This is a genomic window from Veillonella sp. VA139 (assembly GCF_003992005.1).
In the GTDB taxonomy this organism is placed as follows: Bacteria; Bacillota; Negativicutes; order Veillonellales; family Veillonellaceae; genus F0422.
In genome coordinates this window covers 97,450-117,060 of sequence record NZ_RQVL01000004.1, presented here as the reverse complement: position 1 = coordinate 117,060, position 19,611 = coordinate 97,450, and the positions used below count along the sequence as shown (strand labels likewise).

24 protein-coding genes and 1 riboswitch are annotated in these 19,611 nt (G+C 40.1%); all 24 genes read left to right on the top strand.

What is annotated here, in order from left to right; genetic code table 11:
- The first annotated feature begins 337 nt into the window (after positions 1–337).
- The 24 genes from EO125_RS03435 (at position 338) to thiF (ending at position 19,611) form a co-directional block, all read left to right on the top strand.
- Positions 338–808 (top strand): hypothetical protein, encoded by a 471-nt coding sequence (locus EO125_RS03435; RefSeq protein WP_127147679.1) that lies wholly within the window; start codon positions 338–340, stop codon positions 806–808.
- A 14-nt stretch (positions 809–822) separates the two neighbouring features.
- Positions 823–1,677 carry a hypothetical protein gene (locus tag EO125_RS03430; protein ID WP_127147678.1) on the top strand — a complete coding sequence of 285 codons (855 nt, stop codon included), beginning with the start codon at positions 823–825 and terminating at the stop codon, positions 1,675–1,677.
- Between the two features lie 12 nt (positions 1,678–1,689).
- On the top strand, positions 1,690–1,908 hold the full coding sequence (locus EO125_RS03425) for a hypothetical protein (RefSeq protein WP_127147677.1): 219 nt from the start codon (positions 1,690–1,692) through the stop codon (positions 1,906–1,908).
- Positions 1,909–2,064: 156 nt separating this feature from the next.
- The gene (locus EO125_RS03420; RefSeq protein WP_127147676.1) at positions 2,065–2,490 is read left to right on the top strand and encodes a hypothetical protein; all 426 of its coding nucleotides are present in this window, start codon (positions 2,065–2,067) and stop codon (positions 2,488–2,490) included.
- Positions 2,491–2,579: 89 nt separating this feature from the next.
- Positions 2,580–2,720 (top strand): hypothetical protein, encoded by a 141-nt coding sequence (locus EO125_RS09820; protein WP_164726427.1) that lies wholly within the window; start codon positions 2,580–2,582, stop codon positions 2,718–2,720.
- 797 nt (positions 2,721–3,517) lie between these two features.
- Positions 3,518–4,156 carry a trimeric intracellular cation channel family protein gene (locus EO125_RS03415; protein ID WP_127147675.1) on the top strand — a complete coding sequence of 213 codons (639 nt, stop codon included), beginning with the start codon at positions 3,518–3,520 and terminating at the stop codon, positions 4,154–4,156.
- A 347-nt stretch (positions 4,157–4,503) separates the two neighbouring features.
- On the top strand, positions 4,504–6,234 hold the full coding sequence (locus EO125_RS03410; RefSeq protein ID WP_206168354.1) for a DUF4127 family protein: 1,731 nt from the start codon (positions 4,504–4,506) through the stop codon (positions 6,232–6,234).
- Between the two features lie 53 nt (positions 6,235–6,287).
- Positions 6,288–7,391 carry an acyltransferase gene (locus tag EO125_RS03405; RefSeq protein ID WP_127147674.1) on the top strand — a complete coding sequence of 368 codons (1,104 nt, stop codon included), beginning with the start codon at positions 6,288–6,290 and terminating at the stop codon, positions 7,389–7,391.
- Positions 7,392–8,066: 675 nt separating this feature from the next.
- Positions 8,067–8,921 (top strand): D-amino-acid transaminase, encoded by an 855-nt coding sequence (dat, locus tag EO125_RS03400; protein ID WP_127147673.1) that lies wholly within the window; start codon positions 8,067–8,069, stop codon positions 8,919–8,921.
- Entirely contained in the window at positions 8,921–9,442 is a 522-nt protein-coding gene (locus EO125_RS03395; protein ID WP_127147672.1) for an ECF transporter S component, read from the top strand. Before dat ends, EO125_RS03395 begins: the two co-directional genes overlap by 1 nt.
- A gap of 286 nt (positions 9,443–9,728) precedes the next feature.
- Positions 9,729–10,775 carry a methionine ABC transporter ATP-binding protein gene (locus EO125_RS03390; protein ID WP_127147671.1) on the top strand — a complete coding sequence of 349 codons (1,047 nt, stop codon included), beginning with the start codon at positions 9,729–9,731 and terminating at the stop codon, positions 10,773–10,775.
- On the top strand, positions 10,756–11,409 hold the full coding sequence (locus EO125_RS03385; RefSeq protein WP_127147670.1) for a methionine ABC transporter permease: 654 nt from the start codon (positions 10,756–10,758) through the stop codon (positions 11,407–11,409). The genes EO125_RS03390 and EO125_RS03385 overlap by 20 nt, the downstream gene beginning before the upstream one ends.
- A gap of 10 nt (positions 11,410–11,419) precedes the next feature.
- Positions 11,420–12,229 carry a MetQ/NlpA family ABC transporter substrate-binding protein gene (locus EO125_RS03380; protein WP_127147669.1) on the top strand — a complete coding sequence of 270 codons (810 nt, stop codon included), beginning with the start codon at positions 11,420–11,422 and terminating at the stop codon, positions 12,227–12,229.
- 197 nt (positions 12,230–12,426) lie between these two features.
- Positions 12,427–12,690, top strand: a complete 264-nt coding sequence (locus tag EO125_RS03375; RefSeq protein ID WP_127147685.1) for a YerC/YecD family TrpR-related protein — start codon at positions 12,427–12,429, stop codon at positions 12,688–12,690.
- Between the two features lie 49 nt (positions 12,691–12,739).
- Complete coding sequence (locus tag EO125_RS03370; protein WP_127147668.1) at positions 12,740–13,516, top strand: TSUP family transporter; 777 nt, start codon at positions 12,740–12,742, stop codon at positions 13,514–13,516.
- 11 nt (positions 13,517–13,527) lie between these two features.
- Positions 13,528–14,298 carry an SDR family NAD(P)-dependent oxidoreductase gene (locus tag EO125_RS03365; protein ID WP_127147667.1) on the top strand — a complete coding sequence of 257 codons (771 nt, stop codon included), beginning with the start codon at positions 13,528–13,530 and terminating at the stop codon, positions 14,296–14,298.
- A 78-nt stretch (positions 14,299–14,376) separates the two neighbouring features.
- On the top strand, positions 14,377–15,510 hold the full coding sequence (locus EO125_RS03360; protein ID WP_127147666.1) for a hypothetical protein: 1,134 nt from the start codon (positions 14,377–14,379) through the stop codon (positions 15,508–15,510).
- Positions 15,511–15,527: 17 nt separating this feature from the next.
- The gene (locus tag EO125_RS03355; RefSeq protein WP_127147665.1) at positions 15,528–15,872 is read left to right on the top strand and encodes a YkvA family protein; all 345 of its coding nucleotides are present in this window, start codon (positions 15,528–15,530) and stop codon (positions 15,870–15,872) included.
- A gap of 53 nt (positions 15,873–15,925) precedes the next feature.
- Positions 15,926–16,336 (top strand): thioesterase family protein, encoded by a 411-nt coding sequence (locus EO125_RS03350; RefSeq protein ID WP_127147664.1) that lies wholly within the window; start codon positions 15,926–15,928, stop codon positions 16,334–16,336.
- 3 nt (positions 16,337–16,339) lie between these two features.
- A complete protein-coding gene (gene murI, locus EO125_RS03345; RefSeq protein ID WP_127147663.1) occupies positions 16,340–17,158 on the top strand; it encodes a glutamate racemase in 819 nt (272 codons plus the stop codon).
- Positions 17,159–17,166: 8 nt separating this feature from the next.
- Positions 17,167–17,706, top strand: coding sequence for a hypothetical protein (locus EO125_RS03340; protein WP_127147662.1), 540 nt, complete (start codon positions 17,167–17,169; stop codon positions 17,704–17,706).
- A 10-nt stretch (positions 17,707–17,716) separates the two neighbouring features.
- Positions 17,717–18,373, top strand: a complete 657-nt coding sequence (locus EO125_RS03335; protein ID WP_127147661.1) for a coenzyme F420-0:L-glutamate ligase — start codon at positions 17,717–17,719, stop codon at positions 18,371–18,373.
- A gap of 97 nt (positions 18,374–18,470) precedes the next feature.
- Positions 18,471–18,570: riboswitch (TPP riboswitch) on the top strand.
- Between the two features lie 273 nt (positions 18,571–18,843).
- Positions 18,844–19,035 (top strand): sulfur carrier protein ThiS, encoded by a 192-nt coding sequence (thiS, locus tag EO125_RS03330; protein WP_127147660.1) that lies wholly within the window; start codon positions 18,844–18,846, stop codon positions 19,033–19,035.
- Positions 19,036–19,611, top strand: a complete 576-nt coding sequence (thiF, locus tag EO125_RS03325) for a sulfur carrier protein ThiS adenylyltransferase ThiF (RefSeq protein ID WP_127147659.1) — start codon at positions 19,036–19,038, stop codon at positions 19,609–19,611. It abuts the gene before it with no gap.

Sequence of the window (19,611 nt, the reverse complement as noted above, 5' to 3'; positions counted from 1 at the left end):
ACGCAGGATTCTTTAGTGACGAGGAACCCTCTTTTAAAGCTAGGTAATTATTTTTCCAACAAAAACTTGACACCGTCTTTAAAGCCTAAGAAGTAGTTTTATTATGCGATTTATGCTATAATAATACAAGTACCGCATGAAAATGTAAGGCGAAAGCCGTGGGAATTATTGGCAAATTATGCTAATAGTTTTCACGGCTTTTTTATGTATTTACTGCCAGCGTAAAGCACCTGATCCATGCGGTACATTGGATACTGTAACAAGTGGTATAGTTCCTTTTCTCTATATCACTTGTTGCGTAGTGTACTGAACTAACAGGAAAAAAGGAGATTTACCAATGGAAAATGAAAAGACGTTTACACAAGAAGAAGTAAATCAGATTGTCCAAGAGCGGTTAGAACGTGAACGGGCAAGATATAACAAAGACGCTGACAACGTGCAAGCATTACAAGAACAAGTAGCACGAGTAACAGCAGAATTAGAAAATACCAAAGCTGAATACTTAGAAAAAGAACGTATTCGGTATGATGAGAATTTAAAAAATAAGTTATTACAAAAGCTAGAAGGCAATCATATAGTAGCACCTAAAGAAATATACCCTATGTTTGATGGTAAAGCGACTTTGGACGATCAGGGCGAATTATTACTAGATGGAACAAACGCTGATGAGTATCTAAAGGAATGGGGGGACGCTAACCCATGGGCTATAAAAAGTCTACAAAAGCCGGGGAGCGGTCATAAAAATCTATCTCAAAGCCATAGGGAAATTGACGAAATGGAGCGATACAGAAAAGCCTTTAATAGCTAGAAAGCGAGTTATATATGGGAGAACCAAACATTGATTTAAGAACCCTATTCACCACTTTTGTGGATGAGAGATTTACAAAGAGTACACCATTAGGAACAATTACAAACCAACAGGATTATTATTGGGTGGGTGCTGACGCTGTAAAAGTGTATACAGTAGCTACTGCACAATTAACAGACTACCACCGCCACGGAAAACTAGGCGAGGGAGAATACGGCCGTTATGGAACACCTACAGACTTAGACCATACAACACAAACGGAACGTCTAACGCAAGATAAAGCCTTTACATATGTAATGGATCATTTAGATATGGAACAAACATTAGGATACGAGGAAGCCTTAACCCAATCTATTGGGCGACAAATGAGTGAAGTTGTTATTCCTAATGTTGAAAAGTATGTACTCAATAAAATGATTACAGGAGCGGGCATTAAGCCTACAGCAGTAACCCTAACCCCTGAAAACATTTATGATGAGATTCTAAAGGCCAATACAGAACTTGATAATGCGTTTGTGCCTAACACTGATAGAAATTTAGTAGTAACACCCGAAGTGTATCAAATCCTCAAAAAATCCAAAGAGGTGGTACTAGAAACAACACAAGGGCAAGATATGCGAATGACGGGCATTATCTCTAATCTTGATGGATTAAACGTAATTAAAGTACCATCCGTGCGAGTGCCTGAAAAATTCGGCTTTATGGTGGCCTATAAACATTCCACTATTTTTGCTCAACATCTAACAAGCGTAAAAGATCATATCAACCCTCCGGGCATTAATGGCGTATTAGTAGAGGGGCGTATCGTATATGATGCATTCGTATTGAACAACAAAAAGAAAGGTATTTACTACCAAGAAACAGTATAGAAAGGTGATAATATGAAAGCTGTAGAGCATTTAAAGGAAATTACAAGAGAGCGTATCAACTTAGCTACCAATAAGGAAGATGTGGAGCGTGTGGCCGTAGACTGCACCCATCTAGCCTTTGTACTAGGTTATAACTTTGCGTATGAAGAACTAGCGAAAGCACAGCAACCGAAACAACCTACACTAAGAGAAGCACTTGAACAGGAAATCAAAAAGCAACTTGAACAGTAAAAAAGAGGGGGAGTAATCCCCCTTTTTATAGTTATAGTATTCGGAAAAATACAACACAAAACGTGATTTTTGCGGAGTAAAACATATAAAAAGTGTGTACAGGTGCAAAACGTTTTTCCGAACTTTTATTACAAAAAAGATAAATCAGGGGCAAGCATGTATACATACGATTCAATGTTATTGATGTTAAAAGGGTATAGACGCATTGGCGAACATATCTACCGCCTAACAGAAGAATTACAAGCATACAAGGGTGGTTATAAGCCTAAAAAACAAGATATAGAAATATATGTAAAAGGTGGAAAACATCAAGATACATCGAATTATATTGTTGATATTGAAAGCCTAAAAGAACGGCTAGAACTGTTATATAGCAAGCATAAAATAATATGGCCAATAGTAGAGCAATTCAGAAATGATTTAGATAGTTGCATAGCTATAAAGGCGAAAATGTACATACTTGATATGTGTTATTTTATGGAAAAGGTAGATAGCAGAAAAAACAGAAAGTATATACCTATCTTTGTAGAGTGGGCGAACTGTAATAATATTGTTATCCCTGATCCTTATGAATTTGTGTAAAGCTATTTTACGCAAATGGATACGCAACCGTATACGCAAATGGATACCCATTATATATAACCCTTATAAACATGTGTAGGAGGTAGCAGATGAAAGGAAAGCGATTCAAAGAGTTTAGGGCTATGAGCCTTAGCTATAAATTATTGGTTATTATTGGTATAATTGATATAATAGGATTTACATTAGAGTGTATGTATTCAATTATCTATAACCTTTATATGCATGCATAAAAGCAATTCTTGTATTTTGTGGGAAGATGGTATATAATTGTGGCATAAAGTGTAAAACTCCTCATCATGAGGGTAACAAAAAAGGACGGGTGCAAGCCGTCCTTTTTGTCTTTCTTATTTTCTGTTTTTGAAGATCTCAATCAATATGTGAGAAATAACATAAATCATGATACCTTGAATTACAGGGGCTAGAAAGTTGCCTACTTGTGTGTAAAACTCCTCAAACATGAAAGTCACCCCCTTTCATGATGAAATGAGGATACATAAAGTATACCATATTTTAGGCTTGAATGTATGCGAATATTCGCCGTTATTATGTGGTTATCATAGCCTAGGTAAAACTATAGGGCGACCATAGAAAAGCCCCGTACAGGCGAAATAAGAGTGTTATTTTTTAGGTCATACCCTTAAATAGTCAGAAAATAGAAAAACAAGACTAAAAGCCGTACAGCTGATAGCCTTGTTTATGAGGTGATTATATATAGTAGTTTTGCCCCCTATCTTGCCCCCTGTAGAGGGTGGAAAGTGGAAAAGCTAGGAGATATGCGGTTTTATAGGGTGTATCCCTAATCCTCCGCCAAGGTTTAAAAGCGTTTATGCGTTGCATAGGCGCTTTTATTGTTATATCCGTTGTATTTTGTGGCAAGATGGTATATAATTAACCCAACGAATATTTAGTTCCCTTTATTATAGGGCAAACAAAAAAGGACGGTTGCAAGCCGTCCTTTTTGCTTTATAAAATATCTAGTATCTTACTCAAAAGAATGGTACAATAATTCCGTATGAGGAGGCGTTGTATGGATTTTTTATGGTTATTATTTGACGTCATTGGAACGATTGCTTTTGCCATATCGGGTGCCCTTTTGGGGATTCAACGGCGTATGGATATTTTTGGTATATTGATTTTAGCGCTGGTCACTGCTATTGGCGGTGGGATTGTGCGTGATGTTATGGTAGGGCGTATACCTCCTACATCGTTACAAACTGGTTTATATATGTCTATCACTTTGATTACTGTGGGGATTGTATTTATCATGTATCGTTATGGTTGGAATCGTTATATTGAAGGTAAAGGGGCAACGAAGGTATATCTTACGGCAGATGCGTTAGGGTTGGCTTCTTTTACAGTAACTGGTGCTACGGTGGGGATTACTACGGACTCGCATAATTTGGTGCTTACGGTTATATTAGGTGTTCTCACGGCTGTAGGTGGTGGTATCATCCGAGATATTTTAGCGCACCGCACGCCGAGTGTGTTGAAAGAAGAAGTCTATGCCTTACCTGCTCTATTGGGTGGGGTTGCTTATTATTTGGTGTATGAAAGCGAGCATTATATTATTGCGTCCTATGTGACTTTCCTCATTGTTTTCATCATTCGCATGGTGGCCATTGAGTATCATTGGAATCTACCGCGTATTGATCGGATTCATCGGTGATTATGATATGTGATAGAATGCATGCAGCGTAGGCTTTCAGTGGTGTCGAAAGTTTATAGGATACAGGCTTGTTACATGTAAAAAGATAATAAAAGATTCTATTAATGAATTATATAAAAGATACTTAAATTGCAAGTAGAAATTGGGCACTTGTGTAAAATTGTTTGAAATATAAAAGATGATATTGGTTGGTATAGTAATTGAGAAGAAATAATACCCAATTATCCACACATTACCAATATATTAAAAGTATACAAATATATTTTGTAAAAGTATAATACAGAAAGAGCAGGATTTACTAAAAAGATAATTAGTGACTATGCTATGCAATAGGAGAGATATTGAATATGAGTAAACAGTTATGGCGACGTAAGTTTGCTGTGATGGCTACAGCCATTGCCACAGCGATACTGAGTCATGCAAGTACTGCAGAGGCTACGACGGTACTGTATGTACCACAAGATGACCGTCCTGTGAGCTTAGCCTATACGGTGGCGACGGCTCAAGATGCAGGATATACGGTGTTAACACCACCACAATACTATATTTCTGGGCGAAACTTTCAAGGAAATGCGGAGGCCATGTGGAGATGGGTGGATGAGAATGCGAGCAAAGCAGATGTGCTGGTCTTAAGCACGGATTCCTTAATTTATGGTGGTCTTGTAGATTCTAGAAAACATAATTTAGATTTGCATACCTTGGAATACCGTGTGCGTCATATTGAGGACTTGCACAAAAAGTATCCCAATGTGCCAATCTATGCCTTTGGTACGGTGATGCGCTCACCACGTGCTAGTGGAGGCGGTGTGGAGCCAGCCTATTATGATCAATATGGTCCAACGATTTTCCGTATTGCCGCATTACAAGATAAATTAGACAGCCAAAAATTGACGACAGATGAACAAAAAGAGTTGTTCATGTTGCAAGCTACAGTGCCGGTGGAGTTTTTACAAGATTGGTTTCATCGTCGTCAAAAAAATATGGAAATCAACCGTCAGTTAATTGATATTACGAAAAAAGGTGTTTTTAAATATTTTGCGTTAGGTCATGACGACACGAGTAGCTTATCTCAATCAGCTATGGAAGGGCGTTATTTACAGAAATATAGCAAAGGACTTTCGCCTACCCAATATGGCAGTTTCCCAGGGGCAGACCAATTAGGGCTGCTATTGATTGCTCGTGACCATGTGGACCGTAATCACTTAACACCTACCTTCGAGGTCATCTATCCATTAGGTGGTGGTGGCGAAACAGTGCCACACTATGAAGATCAAAAGATAGAAAAAACGATTGCCGAACATGTGGTAGCTGTAGGTGGCACGATGAAAGTCAAAGGCAAACCATCTGTGTTACTAGCAGTGAATACCCCACTAGGTATGGTCACAGGTGAATCAGAAGCCTTTGAAAATTTCCCAATGATTTCTAGAAGTACTAATGAATTTTTAGATCACATTCAAGCATCTATGAACCAAGGCGTACCTGTCAGCATTGCGGATATTGCGTACTCCAATGGTTCGGATAATACCCTCGTGTACGGGTTATACCAACGAGATTTACTGTACCGTGTGGCGGCCTATAACGGTTGGAATACAGCGAGCAATACCATTGGCTATGCCATAGCACAAGGTATTTTAAGTGGACATATGGACGACCAAAGCCATCGAAATATGTTGACCCAACAATATCTAGACAATTGGGCATACCAAGCCAATATCCGTAAATCTGTGTATCGCATGCAGGATTCCATCCGTACAGACAATGTGAAATATACAGGGACTTTAAATGATAAGCTAGAAAGTTACTTAGGGGAACGGGTACAAGATTTTGCGGAAACCTATTTAAAGATAAACCCTCGTACCGTATCGGCTCGCTTCCCATGGGGACGATTATTTGAAACAGATATTACCGTATATCGTGAACCGGTGGCTCCGTTACAAAAAGAATTGCGATTGCAACGTGAAGCGGCAGAACGAGCACGGCTAGAAGCAGAAGCCAAAGCCAAAACGGAAGCTGAAGCGAAAGCAGCCAAGGAAAAGGCCGATGCAGAAATGGCTAAAGCCAAAGCTAAGGCTCAATAAAGTAATAATGAACAAGGAGAGAGGGGCTAAGCCCCTCTTTTTTGGGAGGAACTATGAGAAAGCCAGCTATACCGGCGATCACTTACATGCGAGGACTATGTATGTTAGGTGTGATCGGTATCCATGTAGGGTCCTATGCCTTGGCGAACCCTGCGATTAATATACATCTATTAGGACTGTTAGAAATTGTGTCTCGCTTTACAGTGCCAGCCTTTTTCTTTTTATCTGCCTTCGGGTTGTTTTATCATACATCGGTGGAAGACGAATTTTCTTACTCTGACTTTTTGCGTCGTCGCACGCAGGTAGTGCTCTATCCATACATTGTATGGACTATTTTATATACAGCCTATAATGCGGTGTTAGCCCATAGCGCCTGGGGATTGATGCCACATGTACTAGGACTGACTCTACTCTTTGGGAATGGCATGTATCACCTGTATTTTTTAGTCATACTTCTTTGGTTTTACGCTTTGATGCCACTTTGGCGATGGACCCTACGGTCTATACTGAAAGCGCCTATTCTTAGTATGACGGTATTGTTTTTTGCACAAATGGCAGTGAACTATTGGTCTTCTTACATGGCGGGTTCCGTGAAGTTTGAACAAGAATGGTTACAGTATATCTTTAGTATGCGCCTTAATTATTTTGTAGGATTTTATATATGGATTTTCCTTTTAGGTGGATTATTAGCAGAGCGATTTGATGCGATGTTGGAATGGATTGACTCCCACGGTTTTGGTATCACTGTTGGATTTATTTTATCCTTAGTGGCAATGTTAGGCTCCTATTACTATGTGATGGCAGAGTGGGGATATACTCGACTAGAGGCCATTTACACAGTGCATCAATTGAGCCCTCAAGGATTGGTGTATACAGGTATGGGATGTCTCTTTTTTGTGTGGGCTTTCACCGTGTCATCCATGAGTGACATCGTGGAAACCTTTTGGACAGAATTAGGTAATGCGTCCTATGGAATCTATTTAGTGCATCCATTTATGTTGATAGTAATAGATAAAGTATTGCAAATCGGCGGACTAGGATATACAACGACAACAGTTGTGTTTATGTATGTGAGCGCGGTCATCTTGTCTTTGGGAGTGACAAAAGGATTTGAACAGTTGCCTAAACGAGTACGTGGGTATATGCTGGGCAAGTAGGGCGTCACTTGTTCCGCTATGCAGTCTGTGGATCGTCTCTGGTTTCGCTATGTAGCCTGTGGCGTTCGTAACTGAATAGGCAAAGGGAAGACCGTAACACACCCCTTCTCAAACTGATACAGTGGTTATGTTTGTTCAGGGGTATGTTACGGTCTTCTTGGGTTTTGTGTGATTCAGGTAGAAAGGAACGCCACAAGGCTACTACGTGTAACTGCGTTCCTCAGGTGGAGGGAAGAGGACGGCATATTCCTTCTCAAACTGATACAGTGGTTATGTTTGTTCAGGGGTATGTTACGGTCTTCTTGGTGTTTGTGTGATTTAGGTAATAAGGAACGCCACAAGGTTGCTACTTGTAACTGTGCTCCTCAGGGGATGGGAAGAGCACGACATATTCCTCCACAAACTGATACAGTGGTTATGTTTGTTCAGGGGTATGTTACGGTCTTCTTGTGTTTGTTTGATTCAGGTAGAAAGGAACGCCACAAGGCTGCTACGTGTAACTGCGTTCTTCAGGTGGAGGGACGTTATTTGCAAACTTGCGCGTTGCTTAGTTTGCGTTAGTGGTAGATTGTTTCCTTCTACAGGAGATTTGATGTAAAAGGTGTAGAATTTTATATTCGTCTGTACTATAATGAAAGTAATACTTGATTCGTATGTATACTATGAGGTGTTATTATGAAAGAATTAACATATTTTAATGGCGAGATGGTAGAGTCTGGTGCCAAGGTGGTTAGTCTTGATGATAGAGGATATTGTTTTGGTGATGGTGTATACGAGGTAGTGCGTGTGTATAATGGTCGTGCTTTTGCTTTTTCCTACCATCAAGATCGTCTGTATCGTTCGATGCGTGAAATGGACATTCCTGTGCGCATGCCTCCTGATGAATTGCAAGAGTTGCACGAAATCATGATTGAACAAAGTGAAATTACTGATGGATATATCTATTTGCAAATTACTCGTGGTGTATCTCCACGTCATCATGCCTTTGAGCGTTCTAAATTAGAACCGCAAATGTATATGTTCATCAAACCGATTACAACGGATTTAGGGACCTTGCAAGAAGGTGTAAAAGCCATTACGTTACCAGATGAACGGTGGGCTCGTGTAGACATCAAAACACTAAACTTAATTCCTAATATTTTGGCACAAACAAAAGCCGAGAAAAAAGGCGCTTATACAGCGATTTTAGTGCGTGATGGCATTGTTACAGAAGGGGCTACTTCCAATGTATTCGTTATGAAAGATGGTGTGTGTTACACGCATCCAGCTGATCATCATATTTTAAAGGGTATCACTCGTCAGTTAGTGGTAACTCGTGTAGCACCAACGGCAGGGATTACGATTATTGAACGTGAATTTGATGAAGCTTTCCTAAAAGATGCAGACGAAATCTTCTTCACAGATACGATTGGTGGCATTATTCCGATTACAACTTTAAATCGGGAGCCTGTGGGTGATGGTAAACCAGGCAAAGCGGCAAAAGTATTAGCTGAACAATTACAACATTTAATGGAAGAAGGGTTAGCATAATGTCAGTTAAAACGATAACAGGAAGTGCCTTACTCTTAGCAATTGCTTTGCTAAGCCAAGGATTTCTTCGCATGATTATTCCTATGCACGGCTTAGTGCAATTTTTAGTGGGCTCCATCGTAGGCGCTTGTACGGCGTTGGCTACATGGCGCTATGGTTTGTGGAGCGGATTCGTAGTAGCTTGTGTAACGCCTCTCATGGCATTCTTACAAGGCATGTTGACGATACCTCTATTTGTACCAGTGGTGGCTATTGGTAGTATGGCATATGCAATGACTGTGAAAGTATTAGGCACAAAACGTGTATGGATGACAGCTATTACAGGTGCCATTGTAAAGAGTGTAGTTCTTTATGGGCTATTCTTGACTTTATTCCAATTGATGCCGAGTATTCCGGAAACCATGCAAAAAGGCATCTTGTTCAGTATGGGCTGGCCACAGCTGATTACTGGTAGTTGCGGTATTTTTTTGGCGGCTTTCATTGCGAAACGTGGTGGTATTCGCATAGAAAAGCAAGACTAAGTAGCATATGAATAGTAAGTAAGGGAGTATATTTAGTCTGCTATTGACCGATGTCATTGTGAAAAGTACAGGTGTTTACTTATTTAGGGCAATATGGTACTTGTTATAAAGAGTGAATACCTCTACATATCAACTTATAAATTTAAACTATAACAAACGATAGGCAAGTAGTATAGTGGGAATTATTGACAGTTTGTCTACTCACATTGTACAATTTATGCATACCCAAGAGCTCTTAGGTAACTGAGAGCTCTTATTTTATTTAGTTTGAAAAGGAGAGGATTTCATGATAGAACTTAAACAGATTCAAAAAGTCTATGAAGGTGCTGTCCGCGTGGAAGCCTTGAAAGAAATTAATGTAACTATAGAAGAAGGCGAAATTTTTGGTGTTATCGGACAATCTGGTGCCGGTAAGTCTACCTTGATTCGTTGTATCAATATGTTGGAACGTCCTACAGCTGGCTCTGTGATTGTAGATGGTGTAGATTTAACAAAACTAAACACAGCTGAATTACGTGAAGAACGTAAGCACATTGGGATGATTTTCCAACACTTTAATTTACTTTCATCCCGCACAGTCTATGAAAATGTAGCATTTCCATTGGAATTGCAAGGATTGTCAAAGGAAGAAATCAGAGAGCGTATTTTGCCAATTTTGGACATAGTAAAATTGTCGGATCGTTTAGACAATTATCCGTCTCAATTGTCCGGTGGTCAAAAACAACGTGTTGGTATTGCCCGTGCTTTGGCAAGCAATCCAAAAGTGTTATTATGTGACGAAGCTACATCAGCGCTCGACCCACAAACAACAAAATCTATTTTGGCATTGTTGAAAGATATCAATCGTCGATTGAACTTGACTATCGTGTTAATCACGCATGAAATGAATGTCATCAAAGAAATTTGTGATCGTGTAGCGGTCATCGAGGGTGGCACTATCATCGAAGAAGGTCCTGTGGTGGATGTGTTTACGGAACCAAAACAAGCCACTACGAAAGAGTTTGTGTCTGCTATCATCACTCATGACTTGCCAGAAGACGCCATTGCTCACTTAACGATGAATGAAACGTGGGTAGAAGGGGCGAATCCGATTGTACGATTGACTTTCAAAGGCAATGTAACAGATGAACCCGTAGTGGCAAGCATTATCCGTAAGTTTGATACAGATGTGAGTATCTTGTTTGGTGGTGTGGATTACATTCAAGATATGAGCTTTGGTCATTTGATTGTAGAATTAAAAGGCGAGCGTGCTAAATCAGAAGCGGCTATCGACTACTTACATAATTTACCAATTGGAAGCGAGGTGATCGGTTATGTCACAGCAAATCATTAATTTATTGTTACAAGGTTTCTTAGAAACTGTACAAATGACGGTGATTTCCACAGTGGTAGCCGTTCTATTAGGGGTTCCGTTGGGCGTGATTTTAGTTATTACTAGTCGTGGACACATCATGCAAAATGAAGCGGTCAATAAAGTGCTAGGGGCTATCGTAAATGCCACACGTTCCATTCCGTTCATCATTTTGATGGTAGCTATCATTCCGTTCACTCGCTTAGTAGCAGGTACATCCATCGGTACCACTGCAGCTTGCGTACCATTAACATTGGCGGCCATCCCGTTCTTGGCTCGTTTAGTGGAAACAGCCATCAAAGAAGTAAATGGTGGTGTCATCGAGGCAGCTCAATCCATGGGGGCTACACCATTGCAGATTATTTGGAAAGTGTTGTTGCCAGAAGCGTTACCAACATTAATCGACAACATTACCGTGTTAATCGTTAACTTAATTAGTTATTCTGCTATGGCAGGGGCTATCGGTGGCGGCGGTCTTGGGGATATTGCCATCCGTTATGGATACCAACGTTTCCAAGGAGATGTGATGTTAGCAACCATTGTTATTTTAATTGTATTAGTACAAGTCATCCAAAGTGCAGGTGACTACTTATCCCGTAAAGTGAATAAAAAATAAAGGAGATACTATGAAGCGTATTTTAGTCGGCTTATTAGCCATTGCATCTTTAGTGTTATTATTAGCAGGATGCGGTAAAGAAGAAGCGAAACCAGCAGCAGATGCACCAATCAAAGTAGGTGTAACAGCAGGCCCGCATGCAAAAGTTATGGAATTTGTAAAAGGTGAAGCGGCAAAACAAGGATTGAACATTGAAGTAGTTGAATTTAGTGATTACATTCAACCAAATATTGCCTTAGATCAAAAAGAATTGAATGTAAACTCTTATCAACACCAACCATTCTTGGATAACATGGTGAAAGATAAAGGTTTAAAAATTCAATCTATCGGTAAAACGATTTTATTACCAATGGCCATTTACTCTAACAAATATAAAGATTTGAAAGATGTACCAAATGGCGCTACTGTAGCGATTCCTAACGATCCTACCAATGGTGGTCGTGCCTTACTATTATTACAACAAGCAGGGTTGATTACATTGAAAGATGGGGGTAATGTTAAATCTTCCGTAGCAGACATTACAAGCAATCCTAAAAACATTGAAATTCGCGAATTAGAAGCAGCACAAATTGCTCGTTCCTTGAACGACGTTGATGTAGCAGCTGTGAATACAAACTATGCTATCCCAGCTGGTTTGAATCCACAAAAAGATGCCGTAGTAGTGGAAAGTACAGACTCTCCATATGCTAATGTAATGGCTGTTCGTACAGAAGATGTAAATAACGAAACATACAAAAAATTATTGTCTATTTATCAATCTGAGGCTGTACGCAAATTCATTCAAGATGAATTTAAAGGATCGATCATTCCAGCATTCTAAGGAATAGAATCAGCAAACAATTATACAACAGAGGTTAGTTGATACACGAGTATCAACTAACCTCTGTTTTTTGTACAAGAACAATGAATTTATGATATGTGTATAGTATTTCCTATGGTATAATGGTAGTGAAATAAAGTACATTCCGAATAGAATTAAGAAGGAGTAGAAGATTGAATCAAAAGCTTAAGAATCCAATGCACGACCAGTTATTTCGGGCGGTCTTGTCCTTGGAAACACTAGAAGAATGTTATGAATTTTTTGAAGATATTTGTACTATCGGAGAATTGAAATCTATCTCTCAACGCCTAGAAGTGGCACGACTGTTAAAAGCTGGTACAGGGTATGAGCAAATTGTAGAAGTAACAGGAGCAAGCACAGCTACTATAAGTCGTGTGAAACGATGCTTACACTATGGTGCCGATGGATATAATAAAATTTTACCTCGTATTGAGGAGTGAGTAACAGGAATGAATATATCAAAGTGATGAAGAGAGGAGGGCTCACACTATGGAAGGCGATGTACTTATAGGTGTCATACTATTTTTTGCAGGAGCCCTAGCAGGATTTATTGACTCCATCGTTGGTGGAGGTGGGCTGATTTCCTTGCCAGCATTAATGCTGACAAATATGCCAGTAGCTATGTGTTTGGGAACGAATAAACTATCTAGCGTATTTGGGTCAGGCACAGCGATGCTTAACTTCGCCAGAAATAAATTAGTGGACTGGTCCTTTGTGAAACGGGTTATGCCATTTACCCTTATCATGTCCATGATTGGGGCATACATCGCAGTCTATGTGCCAGGTACATTTTTAAAACCACTTATTATCGTATTATTGCTAGCTGTATTCATTGTGGTACTTACCAAAAAAGATTGGGGTACCATAGCACAAGTGGAACGTAAAACAGGGTGGAAATTACTTGCCTATGTGGGAGTGGCTATTAGCATTGCTTTATATGATGGATTTTTAGGTCCTGGTACAGGGGTGTTTTTAATATTTTATTTTTTGTTTATGGGCTACGATTTCTTAGGAGCCTCAGGGAATGCCAAAGTGCTGAACACAGTAAGTAACTTTGGGTCCTTACTAGTGTTCATCTATATGGATCAAGTGAATTATGGCTACGGGTTAGCAGTCGCAGTAGGACAAATTATAGGAGCTACGGCGGGATCTAAATTAGCCATGGTGAAAGGTGTAGGGCTAGTACGATTTGTATTTATCGCCATGTCTTTGACGATGTTAATGAAATTGTCCTATGACTATTTACTTTCACAGGGGATTATATAGTAGGAGTAACTATGCAAAAATTTAGTGATAATCAAGTAGCATTAATTAGCGGCGGCACATCTGGCATAGGTTTTGCTACTGCGGAATTGTTGTTAAAACAAGGTTGGTGCGTGGTCATCAACGGTCGCAATGAATGGGATGGGCAAGAAGCGGTGGTAAAGTTGCGTCGTATTTCCTCAAAAGTACGATTTGTACAAGGTGATGTGAGCAAGGTGATGAATTGCCGTCGTGTTGTAGAAGATACGATTCGTTTATTTGGTAATTTGAATGCTTTAGTAACGGCAGCTGGATATTATGAGGAGCGTCTCTTGGAGGAAGTAGATGAGCAAAGTTTTGATGAAATGATTGGCACCAACGTAAAAGGTACTGTATTCCTTTGCCAAGCGGCAGCACCGTATTTGAAACAAGTCCATGGTAGTATTGTGACTATCTCTAGTGATGCAGGACTACAAGGTAATGTGGCATGCACTGTGTATGGAGCTTCCAAAGGGGCGATAGTGAGCTTTACGAAATCACTATCCTTAGAAATGGCACCGCATCGTGTTCGGGTCAATTGTGTATGCCCTGGTGATGTAGATACGTCACTAGTGGCGAAACAATTAGCTAATGAACCATCAGGGGATATTGTGAAAGCCAAGGAAGAAATGGCTTTACATTATCCATTAGGGCGGATTGCTCAACCGCGCGAAGTAGGAGAAGTCATTGCGTTTCTTATCAGTGAGAAAGCCTCTTTTGTGACGGGAGCAGCTTGGACGGTAGATGGTGGATTAACAAGTTGGTAATTCATAGGGAAATTTGATACAATAAGGATAATAAGTACATTGACACTTAAAGTTTTGTGGTACGTATAGGAGACAAATATGGAATACAATAATGCAACACTTATTCAAGCAACGAATGTACAAGAAGAAGTAGAAATGATTTGCCGTTGGGCAGCAGCACGTGCTGCTGGCATCGCGGCGTTGCCAAAATTTAATTATGCAGGTTTGTTGGCTAATGATGTGTACATGGTATCTCGCATTGCTCAAGTCTATGGTGTATGCCCTGCGAAAGAAGGTATTACTGGATTCTTAGTAGGACTTGGTGGGAGTGCTGTAGCTGCCTTAGTGTGTACTATGGTACCAACAGTAATTCTTCGTGTTCCTGTGGCAGCTGCTATCACCTATGGTGTTGGTAAAATGGCCGCAAAATGGATTGAAGATGGTATGCCAACGTGTCCTAATTTTGAAGAATATCGCCAACGCTTGGTAGATATTTATGAATATAATAAAGAAACAGTTATCACATTGGCCAATACCCCACTTCGTGATAAGCCATTGGGTAATGAAAATGTAGATTTTTTAGAAGGTGTGCAGGTATCTGGTAATGATTACCTAGCAAGTGCCAAAGGCTTTGCAAGTTCTTTCGTAGGTGCTGATGTATTAGCTAATATTGGTGCTGTAAAAGACCTTGCGGTAGGGGCCGTATCTATTTTGGCGGCAACTGTACAGGATACATTAGAAAAAAGTGGGAATGAAGAATTGCTAGATAATGCACGTCATGCGGCAAAAGGCGTTGGCTCCTTACTTAAAATTTTAGCAACGGAAGCATTGTCCTTAACAGGAGCGGTAGCTGGTACATCTGCATCTAAAGCAAGTATGTATACAAAGGCTGCTTATGAAAAAGCAGATACGGTGCGACAAACATTAAATGGTTCCTTACAAACTAAAGTAGAACCAGTAGTAGAAAAAGCGACAGCTGTTATGCAAGATGTAAAAGATGCAGTAGAGCCGAAATTACAACAAGTTAAAGAAGCAGTAGAACCAACACTACAGCAAGTTGAAGAGAAAGCTTCTGAATTGTCAGCCAAAGCGATTGATCAAGCACAGGAAGCGGTGCAAGACATTCGTGAAAAAGCAGAAGTTGTGAAGGAAGCAACCGTAGAATTAGCGGAACAAACAAAAGAAAAAGCCATCGATTTAGCAGAACAAGCAAAAGATAAGTTCAGACAATAATCAGAGAGGTCATCACTATGAATATTTTACAAATCCTTAAGTATGGAAAAACATTTACATCTGATGCTTTTATGTCTACTGTAAATCGTATGGGCCGTAATATTATGTTTGCACGAAAAGCAGTTATGTTATATTATTGTTTACGTGACAATGACACACCAAAATTTGTGAAAGCTGTTATAGCTGGGGCTCTGGGATATTTAATTTTACCTATCGATTTTATTCCAGATAGTGTACCAGGTCTTGGCTGGGTAGACGATGTAGCTGTGTTAGCGATTGCTATGAAAGTAGCCAATCGTTATATTAAGGCTTCTCATAAAGAGCAAGCACAAAAATTTGTGCCAATCGGATCAATTGATTAAGTAGTAGAAGGGGCTCTTTGGAGCCTCTTATTGCATAGGAAAGGTAGTATACGATGATTTCTACATCATTGCGCGTCCGCTTTTACGAAACGGACATGATGGAGATTGCCCATCATACGAATCATTTACGATGGTTTGAAATGGGAAGAATTGAATATTTCCGCCGTTGTGGTATTAGTCTGTGGGACATGATGCAAGAGGGCATCGTATTTCCTATCACAAAAGTGAGCTGTGAATATAAGGAAGTAGCGCGTTTTGACGACGTATTGCGGGTAGAATTAACGGTGGCTTCTTTATCGCGGGCGCAATGTACTTTCACATATCGGATTATCCGTGACAGTGATGATGCGCTGATATGTACAGGGGAGACACAAAATGTGTTTACCTCTAAGGAAACCGGTAAAATAATTCGTTTGCCAGATGTATTTTTTAAACCTATGAAAGCCGTAGCAGAGGAGGAATAGGGAATGACGCCCATACAGAAAGAATTGCCTATTGGAGTATTCGACTCTGGCATCGGTGGATTATCTGTATTATCTGTGCTCGTACAGGAATTTCCAGAAGAAGATTTTATTTATGTCGGAGATAGTGCTAACAATCCAGTGGGGAATAGGCCAATTGAGGAAATTGAAAGCATAGCAACTAGGATTGCAGAATTTTTAGTGGCACAGCCAGTGAAGCTCATAGTGATTGCTTGTAATACATTTTCTGTAGTAGCTTTGGACAAACTATCAAAACGATTTAACGTACCTATTGTAGGCATGTCGCAAGGGATTCATGATGCACTACAGATCAAAGTGAAACAGAAGCGAAAGGGATCATTAGGTATTATGGCTACCGTAGCAACCATCAATAGTCATACACATATGGATGCGGTGCATAATTTAGAACCTCATGTGAAAGTGGTAGAACAAGGTTGTAAAGACTTGGCAGCCTGCATTGAGGAAGGCCATTTAGATGATGCGGTTTTACGACATTGTGCAAAAGAATATGTACAACCATTGATAGATGCCAATGTAGAAGTGACCATTCTAGGCTGTACCCATTATCCATTAGTAGAACCTGTATTGCAAGAGTTGACGGATAATCGTATTTGCTTTGTAGACCCTGCGTGGGAAACATCCGATGCTGTAGGGGCTATTTTGTACGGAGAAGATTTGGAACAGACATCAGGTAGAATAGGCTCTATACAAGTTTGTGTTACTAGCCATGCAGATCGAGTAACCTCTATCGTACAAGATATTTTCAAGGATACTAGCTTAGAAGCTAAGCTCATTACTCTTTAGGAGGAATTATGTATATTTACACATTCATAGATACCCTAGTGTGGATAGCCTGTATCATTGCCATCATTTATATCGCCTACCGCATCTTTGCATGGCGCCAAGGCAATGAAGATATAGTAATCATGGTGAAACGCCGTACTCCCTTTGTAGTGGAAGATATTAGTTTTGATCAAGTCGTGTTGTCTACAGATATTCCTTTTGTGAATAAAGGAAAACAATACGGAACTATCATGGATATGTTCCCACGTCATTTGTTGCCACAAGAGCAATTCGACAATGTATCCATTCAATCGTGGTTGACCGATGCAAAAGCAGAACGTCATGATGGCTATTGGGAAGCCTTAGTCTATAAGCAACGACAAGGCAGTACGATTCGTTTGCGTCTAGTCATGACTGCTAATAGTGGTAACATTCGTAAAGATTTAGTGGGATTCCCTGATATGCCTATCGATATTTACCATCAAGTGGTAGGTCGGGAGGCATACCGTATTTCAAAAACTAGAATTACTCTAACTGCAGAAGAGTTAGAAGTAGCAATGCGTAAATAGGAGGTACATCATGGCAGAATTAGAACTTTTACCAATCCCTACTCGCATTTTAACGAATAAAGATGATATCGTAGAGGCTATCGTTGAATTTGCAGGTCCTTATATTGGACCAGAAGATATTGTGTGCGTCGCAGAATCCGTTGTGGCTATCACGCAAGGGGAGTTCACGCGACCAGAAGAGTTAAAAGTATCTTGGCAAGCGAAGTTCTTAAATCGTTTTATCCATCCAGATGGATCGATGGCATCTGTGTATGGTATGCAAGCAGCTATGGATAAAGAAGGGGAATGGAAAATGATGTTTGCCTTCTTCTGTGGAGCCGTAGCGAAAGTGTTTAAAAAATCTGGCGTGTTCTATCAAATGGCACGGACCGCATCCTTAACAGATGATGTAACGGGTACGATGCCACCTTTTGATAAATGCATTGTATATGGACCAAAACAACCACATGCAGTAGCTGATGCTATTATGAAAGCAACAGGTGCCTATGGGGCTTGTGTAGCAGATGTGAATGATTTAAAACGAGCAGCTATTTTAGGGCATAGCCGTGGATTAAAGCCACAACAAATTGCGCAAATTTTGATTGACAATCCATTTGGTAACGATAGCCAAATGACGCCGATTGTGGTGATTAAAAACTATGCCTCTGTGTCTAAGCGAAGAGGATAATATATCTTACTAGTGTGGCAGTATTATATGTCGTTCATAGAAGATAGATTTTGTTGATACTTAGGCTTGCAAATTGCAACGTATCAGCGTATACTGAAAGAGAACTTTGGGGAGCCTAATGGCTGAGAGTAAACGAAAGTTTTGACCCATAACCTGATTTGGATAATGCCAACGTAGGATAAGTTTGATTCGTCATACTGAGGACATCCAACAGGATGTCCTTTTTTTGTATCTTTCATAGGATGGTCTATCCTATAGGGGTACAGAATAGAGGTACATCGAAATGGATGCACAAGTGGAATAGAATAGTGAGACGATAGAGTGCTACAGCATGAAGGGGCATACCACCGCGGGTATGGTTTTTCGTGCTGTTTTTTATACTAGTATGTAGTGAAAGATCCATAACAAATGATTGGCATTATGCTAGTTTGAAATAGGTATATAGCAAACGCTATAGTTAGGAGGATACTATGAAAGTCAACGGAAGTACTTATAATTATGAAGGGCAAACGGTACAGGAAGTACTGGAAGCTTTAGCATTTCGTATGGATCGCATTGTTGTGGAGTATAATGGTAAAATCCTTTCCAAAGCGGATTGGGAATCCACTCGTGTCAGCGCTGCAGACACAATGGAAGTAGTAACCTTTGTAGGAGGTGGCTAAATGGTATCTTTACAAGATAAAAAAGTTCTGCTTATCGGTGTGGGCGGTGTTGGCTCCCATGTGGCAGTGGCATTGTGCCGTGCAGGAATTGGACATCTAGAAATTGTAGATTTTGACGTTGTGGATGAAAGTAACTTAGGGCGTCAATATTATGATGTGAATGATGTAGGCGTGTTAAAAGTGGAGGCTATGAAAGGTCACCTCAATCGGATGAATCCAAACTGTGAAGTCATCGTGCATAATGAATGCCTCACACCAGAGCGATTATCTGAACTAATTGATGGCTATGACATGGTCGTAGAAGCAGTAGACAAGGCGGTTACAAAAGCTTGGATGACAGAAGTTATTTTGACCCATCCATCAGAGCCTTTATTAGTTGGCTGTTCCGGTATGGCAGGTTGGGGGGATAGTAATGGTATCCGCCGTGAACGGAGACATCATCGTTGGTATTTATGCGGTGACGGTGTGAGTGATATCGATTCTATCGGAAAAATTACTGCCGCTCGTGTCATGGTTTGTGCCGGACATATGGCAAATGCTGTGATTCAACTATTACATGGAGAAGATATTGATTAA